Source organism: Clavibacter rahimiani (assembly GCF_052654495.1).
This window is the reverse complement of record NZ_CP199790.1, coordinates 1538505-1551997: the sequence shown is the minus strand read 5'-3', so window position 1 is coordinate 1551997 and position 13493 is coordinate 1538505. Positions and strand designations below refer to the sequence as shown.

The 13493-nt window shown below is 74.5% G+C and carries 12 protein-coding genes; 5 read left to right on the top strand and 7 right to left on the bottom strand.

What is annotated here, in order from left to right; genetic code table 11:
- Window positions 1-154: 154 nt before the first annotated feature.
- From ACT7CP_RS07395 to ACT7CP_RS07385, 3 genes are read right to left on the bottom strand one after another with little or no spacing between them, the layout of a single operon-like run.
- Window positions 155-1858, bottom strand: coding sequence for an L-lactate permease (locus ACT7CP_RS07395; RefSeq protein ID WP_445443935.1), 1704 nt, complete (start codon window positions 1856-1858; stop codon window positions 155-157).
- Window positions 1859-1863: 5 nt separating this feature from the next.
- Entirely contained in the window at window positions 1864-2817 is a 954-nt protein-coding gene (locus ACT7CP_RS07390) for an L-lactate dehydrogenase (RefSeq protein WP_413963145.1), read from the bottom strand.
- Between the two features lie 2 nt (window positions 2818-2819).
- On the bottom strand, window positions 2820-3758 hold the full coding sequence (locus ACT7CP_RS07385; protein WP_445443934.1) for a universal stress protein: 939 nt from the start codon (window positions 3756-3758) through the stop codon (window positions 2820-2822).
- Between the two features lie 109 nt (window positions 3759-3867).
- Here ACT7CP_RS07385 and ACT7CP_RS07380 point away from each other — a divergent pair, with 109 nt between their 5' ends.
- Both ACT7CP_RS07380 and ACT7CP_RS07375 read left to right on the top strand, forming a co-directional pair.
- Window positions 3868-5613 (top strand): GAF domain-containing sensor histidine kinase, encoded by a 1746-nt coding sequence (locus tag ACT7CP_RS07380; protein ID WP_445443933.1) that lies wholly within the window; start codon window positions 3868-3870, stop codon window positions 5611-5613.
- Complete coding sequence (locus ACT7CP_RS07375) at window positions 5610-6251, top strand: response regulator (protein ID WP_445443932.1); 642 nt, start codon at window positions 5610-5612, stop codon at window positions 6249-6251. The genes ACT7CP_RS07380 and ACT7CP_RS07375 overlap by 4 nt, the downstream gene beginning before the upstream one ends.
- Window positions 6252-6294: 43 nt before the next feature.
- Here ACT7CP_RS07375 and ACT7CP_RS07370 read toward each other — a convergent pair whose 3' ends face one another.
- Complete coding sequence (locus ACT7CP_RS07370) at window positions 6295-6945, bottom strand: FMN-dependent NADH-azoreductase (RefSeq protein WP_445443931.1); 651 nt, start codon at window positions 6943-6945, stop codon at window positions 6295-6297.
- A gap of 104 nt (window positions 6946-7049) precedes the next feature.
- Here ACT7CP_RS07370 and ACT7CP_RS07365 point away from each other — a divergent pair, with 104 nt between their 5' ends.
- On the top strand, window positions 7050-7490 hold the full coding sequence (locus tag ACT7CP_RS07365) for a winged helix-turn-helix transcriptional regulator (protein WP_445443930.1): 441 nt from the start codon (window positions 7050-7052) through the stop codon (window positions 7488-7490).
- A 126-nt stretch (window positions 7491-7616) separates the two neighbouring features.
- Here ACT7CP_RS07365 and ACT7CP_RS07360 read toward each other — a convergent pair whose 3' ends face one another.
- Entirely contained in the window at window positions 7617-8219 is a 603-nt protein-coding gene (locus ACT7CP_RS07360) for a DoxX family protein (protein ID WP_445443929.1), read from the bottom strand.
- 181 nt (window positions 8220-8400) lie between these two features.
- On the opposite strand from ACT7CP_RS07360, the gene ACT7CP_RS07355 reads away from it, so the two are divergent.
- Window positions 8401-9570 (top strand): acetate/propionate family kinase, encoded by a 1170-nt coding sequence (locus tag ACT7CP_RS07355; RefSeq protein ID WP_445443928.1) that lies wholly within the window; start codon window positions 8401-8403, stop codon window positions 9568-9570.
- Between the two features lie 73 nt (window positions 9571-9643).
- On the opposite strand, the gene ACT7CP_RS07350 is transcribed toward ACT7CP_RS07355, so the two are convergent.
- Both ACT7CP_RS07350 and ACT7CP_RS07345 read right to left on the bottom strand, forming a co-directional pair.
- The gene (locus ACT7CP_RS07350) at window positions 9644-10492 is read right to left on the bottom strand and encodes a universal stress protein (protein WP_445443927.1); all 849 of its coding nucleotides are present in this window, start codon (window positions 10490-10492) and stop codon (window positions 9644-9646) included.
- Between the two features lie 126 nt (window positions 10493-10618).
- Window positions 10619-10795, bottom strand: coding sequence for a hypothetical protein (locus tag ACT7CP_RS07345; RefSeq protein WP_413963154.1), 177 nt, complete (start codon window positions 10793-10795; stop codon window positions 10619-10621).
- A 150-nt stretch (window positions 10796-10945) separates the two neighbouring features.
- Here ACT7CP_RS07345 and ACT7CP_RS07340 point away from each other — a divergent pair, with 150 nt between their 5' ends.
- On the top strand, window positions 10946-13459 hold the full coding sequence (locus ACT7CP_RS07340; protein ID WP_445443926.1) for a phosphoketolase family protein: 2514 nt from the start codon (window positions 10946-10948) through the stop codon (window positions 13457-13459).
- Window positions 13460-13493 lie beyond the last annotated feature (34 nt).

The window sequence follows — 13493 nt, the reverse complement described above, 5'->3', positions numbered from 1 at the left end:
CTACCTGCCCCGCGACGTGCGTGCGGGGCGCTCTTCCGAAGGCTCCCCGGTGATGGCCGGATCGGCGCCTGTGCCACAGATCCTAGCGCGCGGGCCCGCCGTGCGGATCACGGCGGGCCCGCTCCACCCGGCGCTCTGCGCCGGGCGCCGCCCGTCACGCGAGCAGGGTGAGTCCGAGGGTCCAGACGCTGAGGACCGCGAGGATCCCGAGGCTGTAGCCGATGGACGCGCGGAGGATCTCGCTCTCCCGCCCGGTGAGCCCGACGGCGCCCGCCGCGATGGCGATGGACTGCGGCGAGATGACCTTCGCCGCCGCGCCGCCCGCGGTGTTCGCGGCGACGAGCAGGGTCGCGTCGACCCCGATCCGGCCGGCCGTGGTGGCCTGCAGCTGCGCGAACAGGGTGTTGTTGTTCACGACGGACCCGGTGAGGAACACGCCGACCCAGCCGATGACGGGCGCGAGCAGCGGGAACCAGGCGCCCGCGCCGGCGAGCGCGCCGCCGATGCCCGCCGATCCGCCCGAGAGGTTCGCGATCTGCGCGAGCACGAGGATCGCGGCGATGAGCAGGAGCGCCATGCGGAGGTCGCGCCACGTGCCGCGGAGCTGCTCGAGCACCACCGCCCGGGTGAGCGCGCGGGAGGTGAGCGCGGTGATCACGACGGCGAGGAGGATCGCGGTGCCGGTGGCGCCGAGGGGCGTCCAGCTCCACGCGTTCGCGACGACGACGCCGCCCGCGGTGGTGATCCGCCCGGTCACGCCGGGCATCGGCACGGTGACGACGGCCCAGGCGAGCGGCCCGCCGGGCGCGGAGAGCGCCTTGAAGGCGGGCGTGCTCCACACGAAGACCAGCACCGTGAGCACGTAGAACGGGCTCCAGGCGGCGAGGACCTCGCGGGCCGAGCGCCGCACGGGCTCCGCCGTCGGGGTCGTGACGACCGGCGCGGTGAGCGTCGCGGTCGCGGCGGCTCCCCCGCCTCGGGCGGCCGGCTGCGCGCCGTCCCCGCGGGCGGGCGCAGCGGCGCGGGGCTCGCCCTCGTGGAAGACGTGCCGGGGCTGCCAGACGAGGCGCAGCGCGGCGAGCGCGACCATCCCGAGGAGGCCCGGCAGGATCGCGGCGAGCTCGGGTCCGAGGAACAGGAGCACCGCGGCCTGCGTGCCGCTGAAGACCAGGGTCACGACGAGGGTCGCCGGCCAGGTCTCGCGGAGGCCGCGGAACCCGTCGAGGATCATGACGAGGAGGAACGGGATCAGGAGCGTCACCGGCTGGAGGATGAGCGCGAGGTCCCGCGAGAGGTCCATCACGTCGATGCCGCCGACCTGCGCGCCCACGATGACCGGGATGCCGACGGCGCCGTAGGCACCGGCCGCGAAGTTCGCGACCAGGCTGATCATGGCCGCGCGCACGGGCCGGAAGCCGAGCGTCACGAGCATGGCGGCGCAGATCGCGATCGGCACGCCGAACCCGGCGACGCCCTCGAGGAACGCGCCGAAGCAGAAGCTGATGAGGAGCACCTGGATCCGCTGGTCGGGCGAGATCGCGGCGATGGACGCCCGGATCACGTCGAACTTGCCGCTCGCGACCGCCAGCCGGTAGAGCCACACGGCCATGAGGATGATGTACGCGATCGGCCAGATGGCGCTGAGGAGGCCGAGGAGGCCGGCGCCCGCGAGCGCCGGGACCGGCATGCCGAACGTCGCGAGCGCGACGACGACCTCCGCGACGAGCGCGACGCCCGCGGCCTGCAGCCCGGTGAGCTTCACGACCACGAGGCAGAACAGGAACAGGAGGATCGGGATCGCGGCGACGATCGCCGAGAGCCACGGGATGCCGAGCGGATCCGGGTCCTGGGTCCACATGGCGCTCAGGCCTCCACGGTCGCGAGCACGGCGGCGAGCGCGTCGGCGGAGACGTGCAGCTTCTCGAGCTCCGAGCCCGAGAACGGGGTGTTCCGGATGGGGACCGCGCCCGTCGCGCCGACGATCGACGGCACGGACAGCGCGATGCCGTCGATCCCGTGGAAGTCCGCGAGCACGGTGCTGACCGGCAGCACGGCCCGCTGGTCCTGCAGGATCGCCTCGGCGATGCGCGCGCTGGAGAGGCCGATGGCGTGGTTGGTGGCGCCCTTGCCGCGGATGACGCGGTAGGCGGCGTCGCGCACGTCGACGGCGATCATCTCGAGCTCGTCGACCGTCATGCGCGGGTGGCCCTCGGACTCCCACTCGAGGATCGGGACGGTGCCGATCATGGCCTCGTCCCAGAGCGCGAACTCGGTGTCGCCGTGCTCGCCCACGATGTGCGCGTGCACGCTGCTGGTGGAGACGCCGGCGCGGCGCGCGAGCTCCCAGCGCAGGCGCGAGGTGTCGAGCACCGTGCCGGAGGAGAACACGCGGGAGCGCGGGAGGCCCGAGACGCGGGACGCGACCACGGTCATCACGTCGCAGGGGTTCGTGACGAGAAGGTACACGGCGTCGGGGGCGACCTCGAGGAGGCCGGGCATCATCCCCTCGATGATCCCGGCGTTGACGCCCGCGAGGTCGGTGCGCGACTGGCCGGGCCGCTGCTTGGCGCCCGCCGTGATGACGACGACGTGCGAGCCCTCGGCGACCCGCAGGTCGGATCCGCCCGTGATCTCGCTGGCGCCCGTGAACTGGGTGCCGTGCGCGAGGTCGAGCACCTCGGCCTCGACGCGCTCGGCGGCGATGTCGTAGAGCGCCACGTGGCGGGCGGATCCGCGGATGAGGGCGGCGTACGCGACGCTCGCGCCCACGCTCCCGGCTCCGACGACGGTCAGCTTGCTGTTCTCTCTCGTGCTCATGGTCAGGCCTCTTCGGTCTCGATGGCGGGTCGTGCGGATGCGGATGCGTCATCGGATCCGAGGGGCGCGGATGAGCCGGGGAGGATCATCACGGGGACGTTGGCGTTGAGGAGGACCTCGTGGAGGGTGCCGCCGATGCCCGGCGCGGGCGTGCGCCGGGACCGGCCGATGACGAGGAGGGCCCGGTCGCGGGACAGGTTGAGGATCGCCTCGGCGGGGCGCCGGGAGGTGAGGTGCCTCGTGACCTCGAGGCCGGGGTCGACCGCGTGCGCCGCGTCGAGCGCGTCGTGCAGGACCCGGTCGCCGCGGTGGCGGGCGTCGGGTCCGCCCTCCGCGGGGATCGCGTGGACGAGGCTCACGCGGCAGCCGGACGCCGACGCCTCCTCCGCGCCGGCCTCGGCGAGCTCCGCGGAGGTCGCGGTGCCGTCGAGCGCGACCACGATGCCGTCGCGCAGCCGCAGGTCGGCGGAGGGGACCACGACGAGCGGGCCGGGGACGAGGGCGGCGAGCTGCACGCTGCGCACGCCGTAGAGGCGGCCCCGGGCGTAGCCGGTCTTGTCGGACCCGACGACCACGACGTCGTCGGCGCGCGCGGCTCCGGCGAGCGCCAGGGCGACCGGCCCGTCGACGAGCCGCGTCGTCACGGCCACGCCCGGGTGCTCGGCCGCGACGCGCGCGGCCGTGGCGCTGAGGAGGCGCGCGTGCTCGCGCTCGCTCTGCTGGGCGTAGCCGGATCCCATGGCCCCCGCGTCGTCGTCCACGACCCCGACGAGCTGCACCTCGGCGCCGGCGCGCATCGCGCGTCGGACCGCCCAGTCCAGGGCGGTGGCGCTCGCCGAGGAGCCGTCGAGGCCCACGAGCAGGCGTCGGGTGAGGTGCGCCGGGAGGCCGGCGAGGAGGTCCCCCGCGGGTCGCGCCCGTGCCGTCGTCGTCTCGTCCATGGTCGTCTCCGTTCACCGAACAGCTGGTAGGTTTCGAGCGTCGCGCGGCGGGTCACCGTCGCGTAGGGCCGGAGGTCCCGTCGGGATCGCCGGACGGGAGGGGGCATCCGTGCGCACCGAGCACTCGCTGGGCTTCCCGGAGCTCCCCCGGTCCGAGTTCGAGCGGGCCATCGGCGAGCTCGTCGACAAGGCCCAGGGCGTCCTGCGGACGCAGGGCCGGCTCCGCAGCCTGCTGGCCGCGACCCGGTCCGTCGCCGAGGACCTCGACCTCGAGGTCGTGCTGCGCCGCATCGCGCAGGCCGCCGTCGACCTGGTCGGCGCCCGCTACGGCGCGCTCGGCGTGATCGGGCCGGACGGGCGGCTCGAGCAGTTCATCCACGTCGGCATCGACGACGAGCTGGCGGCCCGCATCGGGCACCTGCCGCGCGGGCTCGGCGTGCTGGGCGCGCTCATCGAGGATCCGCGTCCCGTGCGGCGCGAGCACCTGGCCGACGACCCGCGCTCGGCCGGCTTCCCGGCGCAGCACCCGCCGATGGACAGCTTCGTGGGCGTCCCCATCCGGGTGCGCGACGAGGTGTACGGCAACCTCTACCTCACCGAGCACCCCACGGGCGCGTTCAGCGCGGAGGACGAGGAGCTGCTCATGTCGCTCGCCGCGGCGGCGGGCATCGCCATCGACAACGCGCGCCTCTTCGGCGAGTCGGAGCGCCGGCAGGGCTGGGCCCTGGCGCAGGCGGAGGTCTCCTCGGCGCTCCTCGACGAGGACGGCGACGATCCGCTCGGCCTCATCGCGTCGTCCGTGATCCGGCTGACCGACGCCGCGGTCGTCGCGGTCGTCACCCGCACCCCCTCCGGCGCCTACACGACGGAGGACGCGTGGGGCCGGGACGCGGACGCGTACGTCGGCCGCGTGTACAGCGCCGACGAGACGCCGGCGGCCCAGGTCATCGCGTCGGGCAACCCCGCCCTGTCGCTGGGGCTCGCGCATCCCGGATCGCCCGACGGCGAGGCGTCGACGGGCAGCTCGATGACGGTGCCGCTCGCGCGGCCCAGCGGGCTCGACGCGGCGCTCATCGTGTCGCGGGCCGCGGGATCCGCCCGGTTCGTGGACCTCGACCTCGACATGATCGCCGACTTCGCCGCGCACGCGAGCGTCGCCCTGGAGCTCCGCGGGGCCCGGGCATCCCGGGCGCGCGTCAGCCTGCTCGAGGACCGCGGGCGCATCGCGCGCGACCTGCACGACAACGTGATCCAGCGCCTGTTCGCGGCCGGGCTGTCCCTCAATGGGCTCGACCTCGACGCGCTGCCCGCGCACGCCCGCGCCCGGATCGACGGCGTCTCCGGGCTCCTGGACGACGCGATCGCCGAGATCCGCACCTCCGTGTTCGCGCTGCGCGCGTCCCAGCCGCGGGCCGTCGGCGCCCGGCACCGCCTGCTCGACGTCGTCAGTGAGGTGGCGGGCGCGTTCCCCACCCCGCCGCGCATCGCCTTCCACGGTCACATCGACGACGTCGTGACGGGCGAGCTGCTCGACGACGTGGAGGCCGTCGTGCGCGAGGGCCTCGCGAACGCCGTCCGTCACGCCGTCGCGACCGCCGTGGTGGTCGAGGTCGGATGCGAGGACGGCGACACGGTCGTGCGCGTCGTCGACGACGGCGTGGGTCCGGCCGGACGCACCCGCGCGAGCGGCACCGCGAACCTGGGCGCGCGGGCGGCGGCGCGCGGCGGATCCGGCTCCCTCGAGCCCGGCCCCGACGGCGGCAGCGTGCTGACCTGGCGGGTCCCCGCGGTCCCGCCCGGGGCCCCGCGACACGATGCCGACCACGACCCGCACCCCGAGGAGACGACCCCATGACCCGCGTGTTCCTGCTGGACGACCACGAGCTCGTGCGCCGCGGCATCGCCGACGTGATCGAGCGCGCGGACGACCTCACGGTGGTCGGCGAGGCCGGGACGGTGCGCGACGCCGTGGCCCGCGTCGACGCGCTCCGGCCCGACGTCGCCGTGCTCGACGTGCGGCTGCCCGACGGATCCGGCGTGGACGCGTGCCGCGCCATCCGCTCCGGCCACCCCGACCTGCCGTGCATCATGCTCACGGCGTTCGACGACGAGACCGCGCTCGAGGCGGCCGTCCTCGCCGGCGCGCAGGGCTGGCTGCTGAAGGACATCCGCGGGGCGGGCCTCGTGGAGGCGATCCGCCGCGTGGCCGCGGGCGCGGACCTCATGGACCGCGACGTGGTGCGCCGCGCCCGCGCGCGGCTGATGGCGGTGGCGGCCGAGCCCGCGGACGACGTGCGGCTGACCCTCCGCGAGGGCCAGGTGCTCGCGCTCATCACCGAGGGGCTCACCAACCGGCAGATCGGCGAGCGCCTCGGCCTCGCCGAGAAGACCGTGAAGAACTACGTCTCCGGCCTGCTCGACAAGATCGGCGTCGAGCGGCGCACGCAGGCGGCCGTGTACGGGCTGACGCACCCGCGGCGGCCGCGGGCCTGACCGGCCGGTCGGGCACCGCCGCCGGCGCGGGCGCCCAGGTCGGTCAGCTGGCCATGCGCGTCGCGAGGCGGCGTCCGTGATCCCCGGCGCGCGTCTCGGCGAGCGTGCGGAGCTCCGCGGCCATGTCCGTGAACTGGTCGAGTGCCGGGTTCACCCCGACGAGCGTGAACTCGCGCGTGACGACCTCCACGTCGAGCTGCCAGACGTCCTCGAGGATGCGGCGCATCCAGGCGGTCGCGTGGTCCCAGCCCTCGCGCGGGGTCCCGGCCGCGTAGTTGCCGCCCTGGACGGTCACGAGGACGGCGGGCTTCCCCGCGATGGCGGAGGGCTGGCCGGGGGCCATGCGCGGGTCGGTGGACACGAGGTCGACGTACGTCTTGAAGTGCTGGGAGACGCCGAAGTTGTAGAGCGGCACGGCGAAGAGCAGGGCGTCCGCGGAGGCGAGCTCGTCGGTCAGCGTCGCCGCCAGGGCCGCGGCGGCCTGCTGGTCGGGGGTGCGCGCGTCCGCGGGCGTCATCGATCCGGCGACGGCCTCCGCCCAGGAGGTCGACGGGATGGGCTCGGTGCCCAGGTGGCGACGGGTGATCTCCGCGTCAGGGTGAGCGGCGCGCCACTCGCGTTCGACGATGTCGCCGAGGGCGCGGCTCGTCGAGCCGTCGATGCGGATGCTGGCGTCGAGACGGAACAGGGTCATTCTTCTCCTTCAGAGTGCGATGGTTACGAGGAGTGACTATGTACTGTGGGTACCTGTTACCTCAAGCGAGCCCCCGTTACCTCGCCGTCACCCAAGGAGCACCGATGTCGATCGACGCGCGCGGCCAGGCCCTGCAGGACCGGCTCGTGGAGTCCATGCCCCGGATGCGCGCGCTCTGCTCGGGAGAGAGCCCGGAGCTCTTCCGATCGCTGATGTCGCGGGTCGGGGACAAGTGGACGCTGCTCGTCATCGGCGTCCTCGGGAACGATCGCCAGCGCTTCACCGAGATCGCCGACATGATCCCGGGGATCTCCCGCCGGATGCTGACGGTCACCCTGCGCGCCCTCGAACGGGACGGCCTGGTGACGCGCACCGTGTACGCCCAGGTCCCGCCGCGGGTCGAGTACGAGGTCACCGACCTCGGCCACTCCCTGCAGCGCGTCGCCTTCACGGTCGGCGAGTGGGTCGGCGAGCACCAGCACGTGATCGCCGACAACCGCCGGCGCTTCGACGACGCGGCCGCGCCTGCACCCGAGTCCGCCTGATCCGGCGCCGCGCGTCGGCGATCGTCGGACGCTCCCGTCCGCGGACGTCGGCCGATCCCGACGACGGGCGCACGAACGACGGGAGGGCCGGGACCCTCGCGGATCCCGGCCCTCCCGTGACGCGGGCTAGATGAGCCAGCGCTGGTCCCGCACGACCGGCAGACGGCGCCAGGCGCGCCCGAGGCCGAGGGTGTCGCCGGCCGAGAGGAACGCGATCGCGACGAGGGCCAGCGCGTAGACGATGTGGTAGTCGACGAGCGGGTTGGTGGACGCGGTCCCCGCCGTGAACGGCCACTCGGCCAGGTACATCATGAGCATGACGGCCGAGCCGACGACGGCGCTCACGCGGAGGCCGATGCCGAGCACCACCGCGAGGCCGATGCCCAGCATCGCGAGCATGAAGAGCACGTCCACGAGCGGGTTGGCGAGCCCGGCGAAGAACGGCGCGAGCGGACCCGTGACGGCGGGGCTGGTGAGGAAGCCCTGTGCGGGCGTCCCGCCGTTCACCCACGCGCGCTCCGCCGGGGTGGAGAAGCCGAGGCCGAACGTCTTGTCGAGGAAGGCCCACAGGAAGACGAAGCCCGTCGCGATCCGGAGCACGGCGAGCGCGATGCGGCCCCGCCCGGTGGTGACGCGGGTGCGCTCGTCGACGGCGAGGGCGGATGCGGATGCGGTGCTCGAGGTCCGTCCCGCCCCGGATGCGGTGGTGGTGACGGTGTGGGCGGTCATGGTCGTTCCCCTTCGGTGCGATGCGGCGGATGGTGCCTGATGGATCCAGGCTCGTCCCGCCGGGCGCGGGCCGGCAGGGCCCAAGGTCCCGCGACGTGCACGACGCCCGGGCCCGCGCCCCGGTCCGTCAGGGGGACGTTCGCCCCTGGTCACCGGCCACCCGGATCCGCAGAGTCGTCGCATGCCCACCCCGCCTCCCGTCGCGCCTGCCGCGGCCTCCCCCGCCGCCCTCGTCCTCGTGCTCAACGCCGGATCCTCGTCGCTCAAGTACCGCGCCGTCGACCCCGCCACCGGCGCCGCCCGCGTCTCCGGCACCATCGAGCGCATCGGCGAGCACGGCGGCGACGTGCCCGACCACGAGTCGGCGGTGCGCCTCGCCCTGGACCGCCTGCAGGGCCAGGACGCGGAGCCGCCGGTCGCGGTGGGCCACCGCGTGGTGCACGGCGGATCCCTGTTCGACCGCGCCGTGGTCGTCGACGCCGAGGTCGAGGCCGCCATCGACGACCTGTCCGCCCTCGCTCCCCTGCACAACCCCGCGAACCTGGCCGGGATCCGCGCCGCCCGCGCCGTGCTGCCCGACGTGCCGCACGTCGCCGTCTTCGACACCGCGTTCCACCGCACGATCCCCGAGGCCGCGTCCACCTACGCGATCGACGCGGACCTCGCCGCGCGCCACGGCATCCGCCGCTACGGCTTCCACGGCACCTCGCACCGCTTCGTCTCGCGCGCCGCGGCCGCGTTCCTGGGTCGTCCGATCGAGGAGACCCGCATGATCGTGCTGCACATCGGCAACGGCGCGTCCGCCTGCGCGGTCGACCGGGGCCGCTCCATCGAGACCTCGATGGGCATGACCCCGCTCGAGGGGCTCGTGATGGGCACCCGCTCCGGCGACATCGACCCGGCCGTGCTGTTCCACCTGCACCGCCGGGCGGGACTCGGCTTCGACGAGCTGGAGACGCTGCTCAACCGCGGCAGCGGGCTGCTCGGCCTCACCGGATCCGGGGACATGCGCGACGTGCAGGCCGCCGAGCTCGACGGCGACCCGCGCGCCGCCCTCGCGCTGGAGGTCTACCGGCACCGGATCCGCCGCTACGTGGGCGCGTACACGGCGGAGCTCGGCGGCCTCGACGCCGTGGTGTTCACCGCGGGCGTGGGCGAGCACGACTCGCTGCTGCGCCGCCGGAGCCTCGCAGGGCTCGAGCACCTGGGCATCGCGGTGGATCCCGACCGCAACGAGCTCGCCTCCACCCACGCCCGCCGCATCTCGCCCGAGGGCTCGCCGGTGCAGGTGCTCGTGGTGCCGACGGACGAGGAGTGGGAGATCGCGCGGCAGGCGGTGGAGGTGATCTGAGGTCGCGGCCGCCGGGACGGCACGACCGGGCCGAGCGGCGCCCGGCGATCGGCGCCGGCTCGGCCGGATCCGCTCAGGCCGTCGCGCCGGGCCGCGCGCCGCGCTCGCGGCGCGGGTCGTGCATCACCAGCACCGGGCAGTGCGCGTGCTCCGCGCACGACGCGCTCACCGAGCCGAGCAGGAGGCCGACGATGCCCCCGTGACCGCGGCTCCCGACGACCAGCATCTGCGCCGCGCGGCTCTCCTCCACGAGGGCGTGGGCGGGCGGACCCTGCGGCGTGGCGACGGAGATCCAGGCGGGGATCCGGTCGCCGAACCGCGCGCGGAGGGAGTCGTCGATGACCGAGCGCACGTCCTCCTCGGGCGTCGTGTCGCTGCTCGGGAGCTGCTCCGAGACCATCGGGAAGCGCCAGGCCGACACGACGCGCAGGGGCACGCCCAGGGCCTCGGCCATCACCAGCGCGCGGTCGAGCGCGGCCTCGGAGGCGGGGGATCCGTCGACGCCGGCGACCACCGGCCGCGCGTCCGCGGACGGGACGGTCGCGGTCGGTGCCGGCGCGGTCGCGGTGGACGTGGCGGTGCCGGTCGAGGGGGCCGTGACGGTCGGGGGCCGGGTCGCCTCCTGCGCCCACCTGCCCACCGGCACGGGCGGCCGCGCCGGGGTCCGGTCGCGGTCCGCGCCGGTCGCCCGCTCCTCCGCCGCCAGGCGCGAGCGCGCGTCGTGCACGACGAGGTTCCGCAGGTACCCGCGGACGGGGACGCCGTTCCCGACGATGGCGTCGTGGACGTCGCCGGCGACCCGCATCACGCTGTCGCGCGGCACCGCGGGGAAGCGCGTCGCGAGCGATGCCGCGGCCTCGGCGATGACGGCCTGGCGGTCGCCGACCGGGGACGGCGTGCGGGAGGCGGTGCGTGCGGACATGGGGTGCTCCTCGGGATCCAGGTGGCCGGTCGGCCACGCTCCGAGGGTCGCGCGCCTCGGGCGGGGCCGACAGGGGCGGAGGTCCCGCGGGCCGCGCGCCCGGCCCGTGCACCGCGGGGCGCTCAGCTACCGGTCCGCCTGCTCGCGCTCCGCCCGCGTCCGGTGCGTGTCGTAGGCGACGTCGTGCTCGCCGGGGGCGAGGGGCTCCGCGAGGTGGCCGGTGGCGGCCAGGTGCGCGCGCGTCCGGCGCTTGAGCTGGTTCCAGTGCTCGGGGTCCCTCGTGTGCGCGGTGCGATCCGTCATGGCGTGCCTCGTCCTTCGTCGTGTGATCCCAGGCAAGCGCCGTCCCCGCGGCCGCGACAGGGCCATCGGTCCCATGGGCTCCGGCACGGTCCGGACGCCGCGGGACCTTCGCCCCTCCCCGGCCGTCGGCCGCACGCGCACGCTGGCGCCATGAGCACCAGCGCCTCCCCCGTCCCCGTCACCCCCGCCATCCCCGCCGCCTTCCCGCACCGCGCACCCGCCGCGCTCGCGGACGAGGAGCTCGCCCGCCTCGAGACGTGGTGGCGCACCGCGAACTACCTCTCGGTCGGCCAGATCTACCTGCTCGACAACCCGCTGCTCCGCCGCCCGCTCACCCGCGACGACGTGAAGCCCCGGCTCCTCGGGCACTGGGGCACGACCCCCGGACTCAACTTCATCTACGCGCACCTCAACCGGGTGATCCAGCAGCGCGACCTCGACACCGTCTACGTCATCGGCCCGGGCCACGGCGGCCCCGGCATGGTCGCGAACGCGTACCTCGACGGCACCTACACGGAGGTCTACCCGCGCATCACGCAGGACGAGGAGGGCGTGCGCCGCCTGTTGCGCCAGTTCTCGTTCCCCGGCGGGATCCCCAGCCACGTCGCGCCCGAGACCCCGGGCTCCTTCCACGAGGGCGGCGAGCTCGGCTACGCGCTCTCCCACGCCTACGGCGCCGCGTTCGACAACCCCGACCTGCTGGTCGCGGCGGTCGTCGGCGACGGCGAGGCGGAGACCGGCCCGCTCGCCACCAGCTGGCACTCGAACAAGTTCCTCGACCCGCTGGAGGACGGCGTCGTGCTGCCGATCCTCCACCTCAACGGCTGGAAGATCGCGAACCCGACGGTCCTCGCCCGCATCCCCGAGTCCGAGCTGCTCGACCTGATGCGCGGCTACGGCCACACGCCCTACGTCGTCTCGGGCGGCTTCCACGGCGAGGATCCGGCCGCGGTCCACCGCCGCATGGCCGAGACGATGGACCTCGTGCTCGAGCAGATCGCCGACATCAAGGCCGCCGCGGCCGACGGCACGCTCGAGGGCCGCCCGGCCTGGCCGATGATCATCCTCCGCACCCCGAAGGGCTGGACCTGCCCGCCGGAGATCGACGGCCACCCGGCCGAGGACGACTGGCGCGCCCACCAGGTGCCGCTCGCCAGCGCCCGCGACACCGAGGACCACCTCCGCGTGCTCGAGGGCTGGATGCGGTCGTACCGCCCCGAGGAGCTGTTCGACGACGCGGGCGCCCCGGTCGCGCTCGCCACCGCGCTCGCCCCGGTCGGCGCGCGCCGCATGAGCGCGAACCCCGTCGCCAACGGCGGCCTCCTCAAGCGCGACCTCGACCTGCCCGACTTCCGGGACTACGCGGTCGAGGTGCCGACGCCCGGCGGATCCGTGCACGAGCCCACGCGCGTGCTCGGCGACTGGCTCACCGACGTCGTCGTGCGGAACCCGCGGGACTTCCGGATCTTCGGCCCCGACGAGACCGCGTCCAACCGGCTCGGCGGCGTCCTCCGGGTCACCGACAAGCAGTTCGCGGGCGAGCTCCGCCCCACCGACGAGCACCTGGCGCGCGCCGGCCGCGTGATGGAGATGCTGAGCGAGCACCAGTGCCAGGGCTGGCTGGAGGGCTACCTCCTCACCGGTCGCCACGGGCTCTTCACGTCGTACGAGGCCTTCATCCACATCGTCGACTCGATGCTCAACCAGCACGCGAAGTGGCTGAAGGTGTCCAAGGGGATCCCGTGGCGCCGCCCCATCGCGTCGCTCAACTACCTGCTCTCCTCGCACGTCTGGCGCCAGGACCACAACGGCCTCTCGCACCAGGACCCGGGCTTCATCGACCACGTCGTGAACAAGAAGGCCGACGTCGTGCGCGTCTACCTGCCGTTCGACGCGAACACCCTGCTGTCCACCTACGACCACTGCCTGCGCTCGGAGGACTACGTGAACGTGGTGGTCGCCGGCAAGCAGCCGACGTTCGACTGGCTGTCGATGGACGACGCCATCGCGCACATGACGCGGGGCATCGGCATCTTCGACTGGGCCGGCACCGAGGTCGCCGGTCGCGCGCCCGACGTGATCATGGCCTGCGCCGGCGACGTGCCGACGCTCGAGACGCTCGCCGCGGTGTCGATCCTCCGCGAGGAGATCCCGGGTCTCGCGATCCGCGTCGTGAACGTCGTGGACCTCATGCGCCTCCAGTCGGAGGGCGAGCACCCGCACGGCCTGTCCGACGCGGGCTACGACGCGCTGTTCCCGGCCGAGATCCCGGTGGTCTTCGCGTACCACGGTTACCCGTGGCTCATCCACCGCCTCACCTACCGCCGCGCGAACAACGCGCAGCTGCACGTGCGCGGCTACAAGGAGGAGGGATCCACGACGACGCCGTTCGACATGGTGATGCTCAACGACATGGACCGGTACCACCTGGTCATCGACGCCATCGACCGGACCCCGGGGCTCAGCCGCACGCAGGGCCCGCTCCGCCAGCGCATGCAGGACGCCCGGCTCCGTGCGCGCCAGTACACGCGCGAGCACGGCGAGGACATCCCGGTCGTCGCCGACTGGACGTGGGCGGACAGCGTCACGGGCAGCGTGCACGCGGCGAACGTGGGCGTGGGCCAGGTCTCGATCGCGTCGTCCACGGGCGGGGACAACGAGTAGCCGCACGCTCCGGACGGCCCGCGCCGTCCGGGCG